This window comes from Streptomyces sp. NPDC088707 (assembly GCF_044752725.1).
Classification (GTDB): Bacteria; Actinomycetota; Actinomycetes; order Streptomycetales; family Streptomycetaceae; genus Streptomyces.
The window spans coordinates 1,310,937-1,326,754 of the sequence record NZ_JBIVLV010000001.1; the positions used below are offsets into that span (position 1 = coordinate 1,310,937).

9 protein-coding genes are annotated in these 15,818 nt (G+C 74.3%); 6 read left to right on the top strand and 3 right to left on the bottom strand.

Annotated elements, in window-relative coordinates; genetic code table 11:
* The first annotated feature begins 70 nt into the window (after positions 1 to 70).
* Positions 71 to 3,007, top strand: coding sequence for an AAA family ATPase (locus tag ACIP84_RS05850; RefSeq protein ID WP_401794946.1), 2,937 nt, complete (start codon positions 71 to 73; stop codon positions 3,005 to 3,007).
* Here ACIP84_RS05850 and ACIP84_RS05855 read toward each other — a convergent pair.
* Positions 2,997 to 3,812, bottom strand: coding sequence for a caspase family protein (locus ACIP84_RS05855; protein WP_355961334.1), 816 nt, complete (start codon positions 3,810 to 3,812; stop codon positions 2,997 to 2,999). The genes ACIP84_RS05850 and ACIP84_RS05855 overlap by 11 nt on opposite strands.
* A 119-nt stretch (positions 3,813 to 3,931) precedes the next feature.
* Between ACIP84_RS05855 and ACIP84_RS05860 the strand changes: the two genes are divergently transcribed.
* The 3 genes from ACIP84_RS05860 (at position 3,932) to ACIP84_RS05870 (ending at position 11,504) form a co-directional block, all read left to right on the top strand.
* Entirely contained in the window at positions 3,932 to 4,819 is an 888-nt protein-coding gene (locus ACIP84_RS05860; protein WP_401794949.1) for a DNA/RNA non-specific endonuclease, read from the top strand.
* Positions 4,820 to 5,002: 183 nt separating this feature from the next.
* A complete protein-coding gene (locus ACIP84_RS05865) occupies positions 5,003 to 10,417 on the top strand; it encodes a trypsin-like peptidase domain-containing protein (RefSeq protein WP_401794952.1) in 5,415 nt (1,804 codons plus the stop codon).
* Between the two features lie 7 nt (positions 10,418 to 10,424).
* Positions 10,425 to 11,504, top strand: a complete 1,080-nt coding sequence (locus ACIP84_RS05870) for a trypsin-like serine peptidase (protein ID WP_401794954.1) — start codon at positions 10,425 to 10,427, stop codon at positions 11,502 to 11,504.
* A 226-nt stretch (positions 11,505 to 11,730) separates the two neighbouring features.
* Here the strand turns inward: ACIP84_RS05870 and ACIP84_RS05875 are convergent, their stop codons facing one another.
* Positions 11,731 to 12,402 carry a 1,4-alpha-glucan branching protein gene (locus ACIP84_RS05875; protein ID WP_401794957.1) on the bottom strand — a complete coding sequence of 224 codons (672 nt, stop codon included), beginning with the start codon at positions 12,400 to 12,402 and terminating at the stop codon, positions 11,731 to 11,733.
* A gap of 157 nt (positions 12,403 to 12,559) precedes the next feature.
* Between ACIP84_RS05875 and ACIP84_RS05880 the strand changes: the two genes are divergently transcribed.
* Together ACIP84_RS05880 and ACIP84_RS05885 are read left to right on the top strand one after the other, a co-directional pair.
* Positions 12,560 to 13,846: a serine hydrolase domain-containing protein gene (locus ACIP84_RS05880; RefSeq protein ID WP_401794960.1), complete on the top strand. Its 1,287-nt coding sequence runs from the start codon at positions 12,560 to 12,562 to the stop codon at positions 13,844 to 13,846.
* A 44-nt stretch (positions 13,847 to 13,890) separates the two neighbouring features.
* Positions 13,891 to 14,358, top strand: coding sequence for a GreA/GreB family elongation factor (locus tag ACIP84_RS05885; RefSeq protein WP_401794963.1), 468 nt, complete (start codon positions 13,891 to 13,893; stop codon positions 14,356 to 14,358).
* Here the strand turns inward: ACIP84_RS05885 and ACIP84_RS05890 are convergent.
* Positions 14,355 to 15,803 carry a phytoene desaturase family protein gene (locus tag ACIP84_RS05890; RefSeq protein WP_401794966.1) on the bottom strand — a complete coding sequence of 483 codons (1,449 nt, stop codon included), beginning with the start codon at positions 15,801 to 15,803 and terminating at the stop codon, positions 14,355 to 14,357. The genes ACIP84_RS05885 and ACIP84_RS05890 overlap by 4 nt on opposite strands.
* Positions 15,804 to 15,818: the final 15 nt, after the last annotated feature.

Here is a 15,818-nt window from a genome sequence, read left to right on the forward strand (position 1 = left end):
GGTGGGCTCCGTATTCTCTGCCCACGGGGCTCGTGGGCCGGGGGCCCGAGCGCGCCGGAGGTGATGGACAGTGACGACAGCTCCGTACCTCGCCCTGCGCCCCACGGGTCCGGGCGGACCCCCGGCGCCGGTGGGCCGCGAGGAACTCCTCGCCCGCCTCGAACGCGCCCTCCACACCCGGGGCCGCGCCCTGCTCACCGGGCCCGCCGGGGTCGGCAAGACCGAGCTCGCGCTCGCCGAGGCGACCCGCGCCGAGGCACGCGGCGAGACCGTGCTGTGGCTGGCGACCCTGCCGTCCGACCGTGAGATACCCGGGGCCTCGGCCGCCGCGCTCGTGGCCTCGGTGGCGGCGACCGTGCACCGTCCGGAACCCGGCGGCGGCCGGCGCCGTGAACCCCGCCCGACCGACAAGGCACCCGCCCGGCCCGAGGCCTCCGCGGTCTTCGACGAGCTGCCAGGACCCCAGCGCACCGCCGTCGCCATGCTCTGCCGCGAGGCGCCGCTCGACGCCGGCGGCTGGGACCCCATCGCGCTGCGGCTCGGCATCGCCCAGATCCTCCGCACCCTGACCCGCCGGGGCCCCGTGCTCCTCGTCGTCGACGGCGTCCAGCACGTCGACGCGGACAGCGCGGACCTGCTCCGCTTCGCCCTCCACCTCGCGCCGCCCGCGCTGCGGGTGGTGGCCGTCGAGACACCGGAGCCGTACGGCGAGGCGGGCGAGCCCTACCGCGCGCCCCACCGCCCCGACGATCCGCACGCCGCCCACCTCTGGGTGCCGTCCGAGGCGGACGTGCTGCTCGTGCCGCCGCTGCACGCCGACGAGATTGCCGAACTCCTCATCCACCACCGGCTGCCCTCCCGGATGGCCGGCCGCATCCACCGCGCCAGCGGCGGCAATCCGCGGCTCGCGCTCGCCGTGGGCCGCTCGCTGGCCGACGCGCGGACCCCCGTGCACCACGCCGAGGCGCTGACCCTCTCCGGGCGCGCCCGCGACCTCGCCCGCCAGCTGCTCGGCGCCGCGCCCCTCGCCGTACGGGAGACGCTGCTGCTCGCGGCCCTGGCGCTGCGCCCCTCGTCCACGCTGGTGCGGCGGGCGGGGCGGCCCAACGCGGAGGCGGACCTCGCGGCGGCCGAGCGGGCCGGGCTCGTGTCGCTCGCCGAGGACGGCTCGGTGACCTTCACGGCGGGGCTGCTGCCCTCCACCCTGGTGCACGACGCCTGTTGGGCCGAGCGGAGCGCCGGGCACGCGGCCCTCGCGGAGGTCGTGGACGACCCCGTGGAGGCGGTACGGCACCGGGCACTGGCCACCGACAGCCCGGACGAGGACCTCGCGGCCGAGGTCGCGAACGCCGCCGATCTGGCCCGGCGGCGCGGGAACAGCGCGCTCGCGGCCGAACTCGCCCTGCTGGCAGCCGAGTCGACGCCCGGGCGGCACGGGACGCGGCGCATCGCGCGGCTCGTCGACGCCGCCGAGGAGGCCGCCCGCGCGGCCCGCGCCGACCTCGCCATGCGGGCGGCCACCGATCTGCTCGCCCGCGACGCGGTGCCCGCCGACCGGGTCAGAGCGCGGCTCGCCGTCCTCGACACCGCCGGGCAGGGACTGACCGGGCTCGACGAGATGTACGTGCACGCCATGGAGGACTCGGAGGGCGACACCGCCCTGCGGGCCGCCGTACAGCTCCGGCTCGCCGTCAAGTACGTGCTCGCGGACGGCGATCCGCAGCGCTCGCGGACGGCGGCCGTCGAATCGGCCGCGCTCGCCGCCTCCATGGGCGATCCGCGTACGGCGGCGCAGGCGCTGACCGTGCAGGCGCGGATGGAGCGGGCCCTCGGCGAGCCGGACGCGGAGGCGGTGCTCGCGCAGGCCCGGGCCCTGGAGTTGGCCGAGCGGCCCCTCGGAATCCGTAACGCCGCACAGATCCTGACGATCCGTCACGCTCTGTTCGACGACCGTCTGACGGACGCCCGCGACGAACTGAACGCGCTGCTGCCCCTCGTCCAGCGGCGCGGTTCCGTGGAGGACACGATCGAGCTGTTCTCCACGCTGGCCGCCGTCGAGTCCCGCAGGGGCGCCTGCGCGGCCGCGCTCGCGCACGCCGGGCAGTCCCTCGCGCTCACCCTGGAGGCGGGCCTCTCACCCGGCCCCGCCTGGTACACGCTGGCGCTCGCGGAGACGGCCGGCGGCAGCTTCGCGCGTGCGGCGAGCTACGCCCGGCGCAGCGTCCAGGCCTCGGAGGAGGAGGGCGACCGGGTGTTCCTCTCCCGCAGCCGGTACGCGCTCGGCCGGGTCCAGCTCATCAACGGGGACGTCGCCGCCGCACTGGAGACCCTGCGGCGTGTCCAGGCCGACGAGCGCGCCCAGTCGACCGTGGACCCGTCGATGCTGCGCTGGCACGAGGAGCTGGCCGAGGCGCTGCTCGCCCACGACGCGGGCGACGAGGCCCTGGCGCTCCTCGACGAGGTGCGGCCGGTGGCGGCCCGGCTCGGCAGGTCCACGGTCCTGCTCGGCTGCGACCGGGCGTACGCCCTGTGGCTCGCGGCGGAGGGCCGTACGGACGAGGCGGCGCAGCTGCTCACCCGCACGGCCGAGGCCTTCGGCCGGGCAGGGCTGCCGCTGGAGCGGGGGCGGGCGCTGATCGCCCTGGCCCGGGTGGAGCGCCGCAGACGGCGCCGGTCGGCGGCGCAGAGCGCGCTGCAGACGGCGGCCTCGGTGTTCGAGCGGGCCGGAGCGGCGCCGTGGCTGGCTCTGGCGTGCGAGTCCCCGGCGGGCGCCGTGGGCGAGACGCCCGGGGGCGGCTCCGGGGGTGAGGAGGCGCTGCCCGCGCTCTCCTCGCTGACGGAGGCCGAGCTGCGGCTGGCCCGTCTGGTGGGGCAGGGCGCCAGCAACCAGGAGGCGGCGGCGAAGCTGTATCTGAGTGTGAAGACGGTCGAGGCACGGCTGACCCGGATCTACCAGAAGCTCGACGTCCGGTCGCGGGCGCAGCTCGCGACGGCGCTCAGACCGTGAACGGCCGCTGATCCACGAACTCCTGGTCCGGGGTGCCGGTGAGGTGGAGGTTCGGGCTCTGGGTCGGGGGCAGTCTGCGCTGGATCGCCCGGTGGAAGTCTCGGTAGCCGCCGCGGAAGGCGCCGTCGTCCCACACCTGGAGCAGCGCCTCGGTGAAGGCGCCGTTGACGTCGCCGTCGGAGGCTTCCTGGTTGTCCTGGCAGGCAGAGACGAGGAGGGCGTCGGGGCCCGCTCCGTCCCGGGGGCCGGACTCGGCGAGAGAGCGCCGGAGCTCGGCGTAGAAACCCCGGTCGCGGTCGTGGAGCTGCCGCTGTCGGGGTTCGGGCATGAAGCGGGCGGCGGCGTCGGCCTGAGGTCCGCCGGGGATCTCGATGCTGCTGCCGCTGTGGCAGCAGTCGAAGAACGAGACGATCCGCACGTCGTCGTCGAAGGCGCTGAAGGCGCGCCGGACCTCGTCGTCCAGGAACTGCCGGTCGTAGAGGACGAGGGTCTCGTCGAGCGCGTCCGGCTCGTCGTCGGAGCCGGTCGGGCCGTCGTCGGGCAGCTGGCCGCCGTGGCCCGAGTAGCTGAAGAGCATGATGTCGCCGGGGCCGAGCCGGGCGGCGGCCTCGCCGAGCACGGCGGTGACGTTGGCGACGGTCCCTTCGGGGGTGAGCAGGACCGTGCTCTCGAATCCGGCGGCACGGGCGAGCCGTGCCATGTCGTGGGCGTCGTTCTCGCAGGCGACCAGGGTGCCTTCCCAGCCCTCGTAGCGGGCTGGGTCGACGCTGTTGAGTCCGACGTGAAGGGCGAGTCCGGTGGCCATGGGGTGCCTCCTGGCGGAAGAGGAGGAAGGCGGGAGAGCGGAGAGGAACCGGGGCGTCTGATCGAGTGGCCTGTGGTCCGGCGCCGAGCGCGCCCCTCTCCACGCGGTACCTACATCGTATGAACGCTTCCGATCCCCCGCCCCCTCCGGGCCCGGACGGCGCCCGTCGCGCGGCGCTCGCCGACCGCACCGGCTACGACGAGGCCTTCCTCGGGCCGGTGGTCGCGCTGCCGCTGCCGGTCCGGCAGTCCGTCGGGACGGTGATCCTGCCGTACACCCACTTCACCGTGGTGTTCCGGCCCGACCGGCGTCTCGCGGCCTCGACGGCCGTGTGCATCGAGGGGCGGGAGCTGCTGGAGGACGTTCCCCGCGAAGACGTCTGGCGGTTCGACCCGCGGCTGCCGGAGGAACAGCAGGCGGGCGACGACGTCTACCGCAACAACAGCCTCGACCGTGGCCATCTGGTGCGCCGGCTCGACCCGGTCTGGGGGCCGTCGGCGCTGGCCGTCCGCGCCAACGCGGACACCTTCCACTTCACCAACGCCGCTCCCCAGGCGGATGTCTTCAACCAGGGCAGGCAGCTCTGGCAGGGTCTGGAGAACCACCTGCTCGACCACGCCGCCGCCCACGACCGGAGGCTGACCGTCCTCACGGGCCCGGTGCTCCACGACTCCGACCCGCCGTACCGCGGGATCCAGGTGCCGATGCGTTTCTGGAAGGTGGCCGCGTTCCTCCAGGACGGGGCGCTCTCGGCGGCCGCGTACGTGCTCGACCAGAGCCCCGACCTGAGCCGGGACGCGGAGCGGGCGCTCGCGGGGGCGACGACCGGCGCGCCGCCGCCGCTCGGCCCGTTCCGTACGTACCAGGTGCCCGTCTCGGACGTCGCGGAGATCACCGAGCTGGAGTTCGGGCCGCTGCCCGACGTGGACGTGATGCCGGCGACGCGGGCGCCCGAGGAGCGGTGGCGGCGGCTGGAGTCGTACGAGGACATCGTGCTGCACCCCTGAGCCGCGGGCGCGCCCGGCACCCGGTCCGCGCTCTCCCCTCCCCCTCGCCCCGGCCCTCCCCCACAGCGATTGCGACCCCTTCGGGCCGGTGAAACGATGGAAGCACGGGCCGTCCGGCCCGATCAGTCACGTCCCGGCGCCGGAGCGACCGGCGCTGCGCCAAGAGCGCCGGGCAGGTGCGGAATGCCGCTCACCGAGACCGAGTGGGGACTCGTCGCCAGCTGGGTGCGGGATCACCTCCTCGACTCCCCCGACCCACGCGAGAAGCTGTTGCGCTCCGGCCTCCCGGCCGACTTCGTCGACGACCTGCCGCTCACCCCGCAGGCCGACCGGAACGCCCATCTGGTGGTCTCCGCCGCCCGCCAGGACATCGCCCACCAACGCCGGCTGCTCACCGTCCTCACCGGCCTCGAGGCGCTGGCGGCCATCGACGCCCCGCACGCCTACGAGCAGGGCGCCGAGGCCCGGAACCTGCTCACCCGGCTGCGGGAGGACGAGAGCCTGCGGCGCTCGCCGCGCGACCCCTTCCACAGCCACCTCCTGAAGCACGGAACGGCGGTGTTCCTCGACCGGTCCGAGCTGCGCGAGAAGCTGCGGGGCTTCCTGGCCGACCCGGAGCAGACGGTGCTGATCGTCGACGGCCCCCCGGACAGCGGCCGCTCCTACACGTACGAGTTCATCCGTCATCTCGGCCAGCACGAGGACTTCCGTCCGGTACGGGTGACCCTGTCCCGCACGTCGACGGCGGCAGGGCTGATGGAGCGGCTGGCGGCGTTCGTCGCGGGGCCGGAGGCCGAGGGATTCCCGTTGAACCCCACACGGTTGAACGATCCACTGCCGTGCTTCGAGGACGCGGCGCACCGGATCGTCGCCCGCGCCAGCGCCGCCGAGGGCCGCCTCTGGCTGGTCCTCGACGACTGCGACCGGCTCGACCCGCACTCGGACGTGTGGGACGCCATCGGCGTCCTGGCGCGGGCCATCTACGAGCACACCCCGGTGCGCACCGACAGCGTGCCCCGTCTGGTGCTGCTCGGCTACGCCACGACGATGCGCCAACTCCCCTACGAGATACGCAAGAACGAGTGCCGGGACACCACCCGCCTCGCCGACGAGGGCGATCTCCGCGCCTTCTTCGAGGAGTTCTTCGCCGACACGGCCTCCCCGGGGCAGGAGGACACCGTCCAGGCGCTGACGGAGACGGCCGTGGCCGAGGTGCTGCGGGCCGTGGAAGCCCCTTCGAACGGCGACAGTTACATGCGCCGGCTGTGCACGGCGGTGGAGGACGTCGTACGACTCCACCGGACGCTGCCCCCGACGACACCACGGTCCGACGGAGCCGCCCACCTCCTGCGCGACGCCCTGCGCGCGAGCCTCGCCGCTCCCGCGGCCGCCCTGCCCGATCCCCGCCGCTCCTACCGCGAAGCCGCCTGCCTGCTGCAGGAGTTCGACCCGGCCCTGCTCCGCCTCCCCGGCGAGGAGCGGTCCACCGGAAGGGCCGTCCTGGAGCTCGTCGACGACTGCACCGCGCTGCCCTCCCCCGGGGCCACGGTCTGGACGCTGAAGCCCGAGGTCCGCGAGGCGGCCCTCGCGGACCTCGCGGGCCCCGCAGCCGCGCTGGACGCCCTGCGGACCAACATCGGCCTGCGCCCCGAGGGTCCAGGACCCGAGCGCACCGCCCTCGCCCTCCTGACCGGCGCCGGGACGGTCCTGCCGCCCGCGGACCCGGACCCCCCGGCCCAGGCGCAGGCCCCCGGCGACGACGTCGAGGAGCTGTCCCACACCCTTCAGGCCGTGCTCTGGCTGAGCCGGGTGCCCGGGGTGACCGGGCTGCCCCCCGTCGACGAGGTCCAGCACCGGCTCGAGACGGGCCGGCTGCTCCAGCCGATGCGCCGGCTGATCCGGGGCACCTTCCACGGGCGCAGCGCCGAACTCGACGCGCTGCGGGCCTACATCGCGCTGCCCGAGGAGCCGGCCGAGCCCCCGGTGCTGCTGCACGGCATCGGCGGCATCGGCAAGAGCACCCTGCTCGCCAAGTTCCTCGTCGACGCGCTGGCCGCCTCGCCGACCGGATTCCCCTTCGCCTACATCGACTTCGCGCGTCCCACGCTCTCCGTCCACGAACCCGCCACCCTGATCGCGGAGATGGCCCGGCAGCTGGCGGTCCAGTATCCCGCCCTGCGCGTCGGCTTCGAGACGCTCGCCGACGAATGCGAGCGGACGGCGGCGGCCCACCGCGGGGAACGCAACGAGCTCGACGAACTCCATCAGCTGGCCGGCACCCGGGCGACTCTCGCCCGCGACTACTCGGCCGACTTCCACGCGCGTGCCAGCGCCCAGGAGCAGGAGCTCGCGCGCCGGATCGCGTCCCTGGTCGCAGAGGCCGTCCGGCCGGCGCCCGGCGGGACGGCGCCGCCGTTCGTCGTCGTGCTCGACTCCGCCGAGGAGGCCCAGTACCGGGGCTCACCGCTGATCTCCCGGATGTGGGCCATCTGGGCGGCGCTGCGGGCGGACTACTCCCGCCTCCGGTACGTCGTCTCCGGGCGCGCGCCGTTCGACCATCCGGCCCGGGTGCTCACTCCGCGCACGATGGAGCTCACCGAGCTCGACCACCAGGCCTCCGTGGACCTCCTCATGTCCTCGGGAGTCGCCGACGAGGCGCTCGCAGAGGACCTCGCGGAGCGGATCGGCGGCCATCCGCTGAGCCTCAAGCTGGCGGCCCGTACGGCGGTCACCGTGGGCAACGACTCCCCCGCGATCGGTGGACTGCTGCGCGGACTCCCATCCCGGCGCCGCTACTTCGACCGTCAGGTCGACCAGATGCTCATCCAGGGCACGTTGTACGACCGCATCCTCAAGCACATCACGGAGGAGGACGTCCGGGCCCTCGTCCAGGCGGGACTCGCGCTCCGCTTCATCACCCCCGACCTCGTCCGGGAGGTCCTCGCCGGTCCGGCGGGACTGGAGGTGGAGACCGCCTCGGAGGCCCGCCGGCTCTACGGACTGCTCACCTCGCGCGTCGACCTGATGGAGTCGGCCGGTCCCGACGCCATCCGGCACCGGGCCGATCTCCGGGCCATCATGCTGCGCCTCTCGGACAGTGCGCGGACCGATCTGATGCGGGCCGTGGACCGCAGCGCGGTCGCCTTCTACGCGGCCCGCGAGGGGGCCAGGAACCGCGCCGAGGAGATCTACCACCGGCTCCGGCTCGGTGAGAACCCCCGCACGGTGGAGGAACGCTGGGATCCGGGCGTCGCCGTCTACCTGGGCGGTTCGACGCACCTGGAGATGCCGCACCGCTCGGCCGCCTTCCTCCTCGGCAGGATCGGCGGCCACGTACCCGACCAGATCATGACCGACGCCGACCAGGAGGACTGGGAGCGGATCGCCGCGCGGGAGGTCGAGGACCTGCTCACCCAGGGGTACGTGGAGGCCGCGGCGCAGCGGCTCGCCGAACGGCGCCCGTGGACGCCGTGCAGCCGGCTGCACGCGCTGCTCGCCGAGACCCTCGCCCGCTCCGGACGGACGGCCGAGGCGCGCGAGAGCGCGGAGCGGGACGCGGACCGGGCCGAGGAGGCCGGCTGCGCGGAGACCCAGCTCGAACTGCTCCAGCTGTCGGCGAGGCTCGCCCAGGACACGGGCGACTTCGCCGACGCGGACCGCGACCTCCAGGAGGCCGAGGAGATCGCGGCGGGTCTGGGGCTGCGCTTCGAGTCCCTGGGCATCCTCGTCGCCCGGTCGCGGCTCGCCGACCTCGCCGACCTCACCGAGACCGACGCGGTCCCGGCCCGGGAGCGGCTGGCCCGCACGCTGCGCGGGATGCCCGACGCCGACCTGGCCCGGCAGCCGTCGCTGGCCCGTACGGCGGCGGCCACGGCCTGCCCGGAGGACCCCCGGCTCCTGGAGCACACCCTGCGGCTGGTGGGGCTTCCGGCGGACCAGGAAGCGGTGGTCACCGAGCTCGCGCACTGGATCGACACCACCCTCGCCGACGAGCCCGGGCTGCGGTGGCCGCTGACCCGCATCCTGGAGACGGCGGCCGGACGGGCCGCCGTGTATCCGGACGACGTGGAGCGGCTCGACCGCGAGCGGATCGAGTGGGACCTGCGGGAGGCGCGGCGGCGGGGCACCCTGGACAGTGTCGCCCGGCAGGCGCTCACGCTCCGGGACGACAGCGGGGCCCTGTTGCTCGGAGTCGCCTCCGCGATGGACGCGGGTCCGCACGTGGACGGGGCGGCGCCGGAGGACCAGGCCGGAGGCGTACCGGAGGGCGGTTCCTCGGGCGACGGCGCCCCCGCCGGAATCCCGTCGGAGCCCTGGGCCGGCCCGCGCCCCCGTCATGGCGGCAAGGGGCTGTGGACGCGCCCGCCGCCGACCGCCGCCGGGGCCGCGCTCCGCAAGGAACCCTTCCTCCACCAGCAGGAGCTCGTCCGGGTCCGCAATGCCGCCATGGAGGCCGGGCTCGCGGACCGGGCCGTCCGCTCGACCCTCCTCAAGGGCATTCCCGGCTACTTCACGGCCACGCTCGGGCCCCTGGGCGACGCCCGGGAACAGATCCACGCCGACCTGAACGCGATGAACCAGGTCGAGCGGCTCATCGACGGCCTGGTGCCGCTGGAGATCTGGCTGCACAACGCCATCGAGCAGACCCGTGAACCCGGCCCCCGCGCCGTCCTCCAGGGCGCTCTCGACACCGTCGCCCGCGCGAACACCGGCGAGGCGGACCTGCCGGCGGAGATGCTGCCCGGGGAGATGAAGGAGGAGATCGTCCTCCAGGACGACACCGTGCCGTACGAGTTCCTGCACGGCGGGATCCGGGCCGGAGCCTCCGTCGCACTCCTGCGCATCCCCCCGTACGAGTCGGGCGCGCCGCTGCTGCCGTCCTATCCGCACGGCGGCACGGGATGGATGATCGCCCCCGACCTGCTGATCACCAACCACCATGTGGTGATGGCCCGTTCGGCCGAGCCGGGCGTCCGTCCCTACGTGAGCGACGAGGACCTGCGTCTCCAGGCGCTCATGTCCCGCTCCCGCTTCGACTTCGTCGAGAACGGGGCGGTCGCCCCGGAGGCCACGGCCGGTGAACTCGCCGCCTGGGACGCGGGCCTGGACTACGCCATCGTCCGGCTCACCGCCGACCAGGAGCGCCGCCCCACGCTCCGGGTCGCCACCCGGCCGTTGCTCGTGCGCGAGCGGCAGCGCGTCCCGGTCAACATCATCCAGCATCCGGGCGGGCTGCCGAAGCGGGTCGCGCTGCGCAACAACCTGGTCTACCGGGCCGACGAGCACGACATCCTGTACTTCACCGACACCCGCGGCGGCTCCTCCGGCTCCCCGGTCTGCCTCGACGACTGGACGGTGGTGGGGCTGCACCGGGGGACGCGGAAGGTGGACGAGGTCGAGTTCCAGGGCGCCAGGACGCGGTTCGTGAACGTCGGCACCCAGATGAGCGGCATCCTCGCCCATCTCCAGGAGTTCACGCCGGAGTTGTACGAGGAGATCATGGCGGCCCAGTCGGGCAGGCCGGCTCCGGGGCACCCGGCGAACGGGACGACCAGGACGAACGGGAACGGGACGAACGGGAACGGGAAGCCGAGGTGAGTGGACCATGCCGAACGGATCACCAGGCGGGTCGCCGGTCGCGACCGCCACCGAGCAGATCTTCGGGGATCTGCAGGAGGTCGCCGCGCGGGTGCGCGGCCGACTGGAGGCGGAGATCACCGAGTCCGCCTACGAGCTCCCCGCCGACGTGGCGCCGGCCTCCGAGATCTCCCGCTTCGCCCGCGAGGAGCGGGCGCGCGTCCTGGAGGCCGGGGTCAGCGGTCTCGAGAAGCTGGCCACCCACCGGGAGGACGAGCTCGACGGCGACGAGTCCTTCGGCGTGGAGGCGATCGTGCTCATGGAGGGACGCCCGGCGATCCTGGTGCAGCGCCAGGACTTCGCGCCACAGCCCGACGAGTGGGCGGTCCTCGACGGCCAACGGCCCGCGATCCGCGAGTCCCTGGCCCGGGTCGGCCGGGTGGAGGTGTCCGGGCATCCGCGTCTGGACTGGATCGGCACGGCGTTCCTCGTCGGGCCGCGCGCGGTGATGACGAACCGTCATGTGGCGGCGGAGTTCGCCCGGTCGGCGAACGGCGACGGCCGGTGGACCTTCGACTACGGGATGTCGGCGCGGGTCGACCCGGCGGAGGAGCTGCCGCTCGCGGGTGAGCCGCCCGGGGCCTCGGTGCCGTACGAGATCACGGAGATCATCGGCATCCACCCGGACGTCGACATGGCGCTGCTGCGGATCGAACCCTCGGCGGACGGCGCCCTGCCCACCCCGCTCGCGGTCGCCGCGGACGCCCCGGCGAGCGTCCCGGGCCGCCAGGTGTACGTGGTCGGCTACCCGGCCTGGGACGGCCGGCGCAACGAGCCTGAGTCGATGCGCCGGATCTTCATGGACGTCTACAACGTGAAGCGGCTCCAGCCGGGCGCGGCCACCGAGTTCACCCCGGGCGGCCTGGTCCTGAAGCACGACTGCTCGACCCTCGGCGGCAACAGCGGCTCCCCGGTCCTCGACCTCACCGACCACCGCGTCCTCGGCCTCCACTTCGGCGGCCGCTACGGCACGGGCAACTTCGCGGTCCCGCTCTGGGAGCTGGTGGACGACCCGCTGCTGACCGCGGCGGAGGTCAACTGGGTCTAGGCCCTGTCGTCAAACTCCCGTCGTCGCCCGAAGGGCGGCCCCGCGGCGTCAGGTGCGTGCTCTCGGCGTGCCGGGCGCAAGTCCTCGTACTGGACGTACTCGGGCTTGTGCCCGGTGCGGCGAGAGCGCGTGCGTGGCGTCGCGGGGCAGACGGGAGTTTGACGACAGGGCCTAGGCGAGGACGTGTCGAGCACGCCGGGAGCCCGGCCTGATGGGCACGGCATCCCTAGGACCCGAGCCCGGTGACCGCGACGGCGAACACGCCCCGGGCGGCGGTTCCGTCGGGGAGCCGCCACTCGGCGGTCACGCCGCCGTCGACGCCCGGGTCCAGGTCCGTGCCGGCGTCGAGGACCCGCCGTACGCGCAGGGTCAGCGGGGCGGGCGCGTCGGGGATGCGCAGCACCACGTCCGTGTGGTCCGGGCCGTCCACGACCCGTACGAGCTCCGCCTCCCCCGTGCCCGCCGCGCCCTCCACCGTGACCGGCGAGACGGCGACGGTGAGGTCCGGGACGTCGGTCAGGGACTGGGCCTGCGCCTGCGCGCGGCCGGTGAGCAGCGCGTACAACTGGCCGACGAGCACCGGGTCGTGGGTGCCGTCGTAGATCCAGCGCTTGCCGAGGACGCCGTGCTCGGACGTGCCCACGAGGGCGTGCTCGGCGCCGTCCAGCGGCTCTCCGCGGTACGTCAGGGGGACCAGGTGGGTGGTGGCCCCGTCGCCCTCGCCGTCGGTCACCGCCATGAACTCGATGCCGACCTCGCCCGCCGGGTCGTCGAGCCGGAATCCGCCGACCCGCTCCGGTCGCGCCTCCCCGCCCGCGTGCCACTCCCGGGTGGGAAGCCACTCGGCGAGCAGTTCCAGCTTGGTGGGCTGCATGGTGGTCTGGTGGATGACGGCCATCGTGCGGGTCTCCCTCTCGTTCGCGGGTCCGGGCCGCCTCCTCCGTGGCCCGGCCACCGGCAACGTAACAGACCACGCGGCGGAGCCGCCGTGCGAGGCCGGGCGCCCCGGCCTAGCCTGGGAGTGGAGTGTTGTCCCCGGTCGGCAGGAGGCCGCCGTGAGGTACTCACGCACATGCCGCAGGCGCGTCTGCGCGGGAATCGCGGCTCTCGGAATCTTCGCCGCCCCGCTGGGCGCGGGCACCGCCCTCGCCGCCGAACCGCCCGCCCCCGCCCCTTACACGGCGGCGGCCCAACCACCGGTTCCCGGGCCCTACTCGGTCCCCGCGGCGGCTTCGGCGCAGGGCGACTTCCCCGAACTCACCCCGGCCGTCACCGAACGCCTGGACAAGGCGATCCAGGACGTCATGAAGGAGGCCGGCGTCCCCGGTGTCACGGTCGGCCTCTCGGCGCCCGGCAAGGGCACGTACATCCGCTCCTTCGGCGTCGCCGACAAGGCCACCGGGCAGCCGATGCGGCCCGACCTGTACATGCGGATCGGCAGCGAGACCAAGACGTTCACGGTCACCGCGCTGCTCCAACTCGCCGACCAGGGCAGGCTGAGCATCGACGACCCGATCTCGAAGTACGTCGACGGCGTCCCGAACGGCGACAGGATCACCCTGCGCAACCTCGCGTCCATGCGCAGCGGGCTCTTCAACTACTCGGCGGACGAGGGATTCTACAAGGCGTTCACCTCGAACCCGGACCGGCCTTTCACGCCGCAGGAGTTGCTCGGCTACGCGTTCAAGCACCCGATCCAGTTCCAGCCCGGGGCGGAGTTCGCCTACTGCAACACCAACCTGATCCTGCTCGGACTCGTCGTGGAGAAGGTCAGCGGCACGCCGCTGCACGAGTTCATCCAGAAGAACGTGCTCGACCCGGCGGGCCTCGACCGCACCGTCTTCCCGACCGACGCCGCGTTCCCGGAGCCGCACGCCCACGGCTACACCGTCCAGACCGCCTCGGGGCAGGTCGAGGACGCCACGAACTGGAACCCCTCCTGGGGCTGGGCGGCCGGCGCGATGATCTCGAACCTCCAGGACCTGCGCACCTGGGCGCGGGTGGTCGCCACCGGCACGCTGCTCACTCCGGAGACCCAGGCCGAGCGCCTCAAGGTCTATCCGACGGACATCCCCGGCGCGGGATACGGGCTGGGCATCTTCAACGTCCAGGGCTGGATCGGCCACAACGGCTCCCTGCCCGGGTACGAGTCGCTGACGATCTACCTGCCGGAACCGCGGGCCACCCTGGTCGTGCTGCTCAACACGGACATGCTGCACGACGGCAACGAGCCCAGCACCCTCTTCGGCCAGGCCATCACCCGCATCGTGACCCCGGACCACGTCTTCGACATCCCGGTCACGGCGGCGGCTCCGACCAGTCCGAGCCCCAGCAAGGGCTGACCACCCGCGACACGTCACCGTGCCGCCGCACCACGGGAGCAGGAATGACCGGTGGACCCGAGCCCGTCAGCGCCGTCGCCCGCGAGGCACTGGAGCGGGAGCTCGACGACCTCCGCACCGAACGCGAGGCCGTCGCCGTCACGCTGGGGGACGGAGGCGGCGATCAGACGGGCGATCGGGCCGACCAGGCCGACGAACTGGAGCGCGCCACGGAACTCGACCGGCTCGACCGCCGCATCGACGGCGTCGAAGGACGCCTGCGCGAGGCGGACGCCGCGGGCGCGCCGCCCACCGACGAGGTCGGCGTGGGCAGCACCGTGACCGTGCGGTTCGAGGACGGCACGGAGTCGACGGTCCAGATCGGCGAGGTCGCCGCGGTGCTCGACCGGACGATGGTCACCGCCGACAGCCCCCTCGGCGGAGCCCTGCTCGGCCGTCGCGCGGGCGACACCGTCACGTACGTGACGCCCGAAGGGCCGGCCTCCGCGGTCGTGCTGTCCCTCGGCGACTAGCCGGCCGGCCGCCCGCCGCGCCACGTGGCCCGTGCCCCGAGGTGGCGCAGCGCCGACGCCGCCGCTCCCGCGCCGCACATGCCGTGGGCGCCGGGGCCTGGCGGGGTGGCGGCCGAGCAGAGGAACACCCCGGGCAGTCCGGTGGCGTACGGGTCGAGCGCGGGGCGTGCGCCCAGGAGGAGTTGGGGGACGGTCTTGGCTCCGGTGAGGATGTCCCCGCCGGAGAAGTTCGGGTTGGCGGCGGCGAAGTCGGCCGGGCGGGTGAGGTGGTGTCCCAGGACGCGTTCACGGACGCCGGGCGCGAAGCGTTCCAGCTGGCGCAGGACGGCCTCCGTCGCGTCGCCCTCGTAGCCGTACGGGACATGGGCGTACGCCCAGACGGGGTGGACGTCGCCGACGGACCGGGAGGGGTCGGCGAGGTACTGCTGTCCGACGAGCACGAAGGGCCGCTCGGGCATCCGACCCTCCGTCACCTCCTCCTCGGTGAAGGCCACTTCGGCGAGCGGGCCACCGAGGTGCACGGTGCCGGCGCGCCGGGCCCGTTCGTCCGCCCAGGGCACCCCGCCCTCGACGGCGAGATCGACCTTGAAGGCGCCGGGGCCGCGCCGGAAGCGCCGGTACGCGGCTGCCGCCCGGGCCGGCAGCCGGTCGCCGTAGAGGCGTGCGACCTGGCCGGGGTCCAGGTCGAGCAGGGTCACGTCGGCGGGCGGGAGCTGCCCGGGGTCGGTGATCCGTACACCGGTGTGGATCACGCCGCCGTGCTCGGCGAGGACGGCGGCCATGGCGCGCGTGATGGAGTGCGAGCCGCCCTCGGCGACGGCCCATCCGGCGGCGTGTCCCGCGGTGAGGATGCCGAGCCCGATGGCCGAGCTGAACGGGTCGGTGAGCGGCCGGAAGGAGTGGGCCGCGACTCCGGCCCACAGCGCCCGGGCCCGCGGCGTACGGAAGAGCCGGGCGAGGGCCGATGCGGGCAGGACGGTCGGCAGACCGAAGCGGGCGAGCGCCAGCGGATGAGCGGGGATCCGGAGCAGCGGGCCCATGACGTCGTCGGCGAGCGCGTCCCACCGTCGAACGGAGGGCTCCAGCAGGGCCCGGTAGCGGGCGCCGTCGACGCCGAGCCCGGCGGCGGTCTCCGTCACGGACCGGAACAGGACACCCGCCGTGCCGTCGTCGAGGGGGTGGACGCAGTCGATCTCGGGCTGCCGCCAGCGCAGCCCGTGGCGCTCCAGGCCGAGCGAGCGGAGGGCGGGCGAGGTGACGGCCATCGGGTGGATGGCGGAGCAGTGGTCGTGCAGCAGACCGGGCAGGATCGCCTCGAAGCTGCGGGTGCCGCCGCCGATCTCCTCGGCGCCCTCCAGGACGGTGACCTCGATGCCTTCGCGCGCGAGCAGGGCGGCGGCGGCGAGCCCGTTGGGCCCGGCACCGACGACGACGGCCGTGGTCATGAGGTCTCCAGGGGG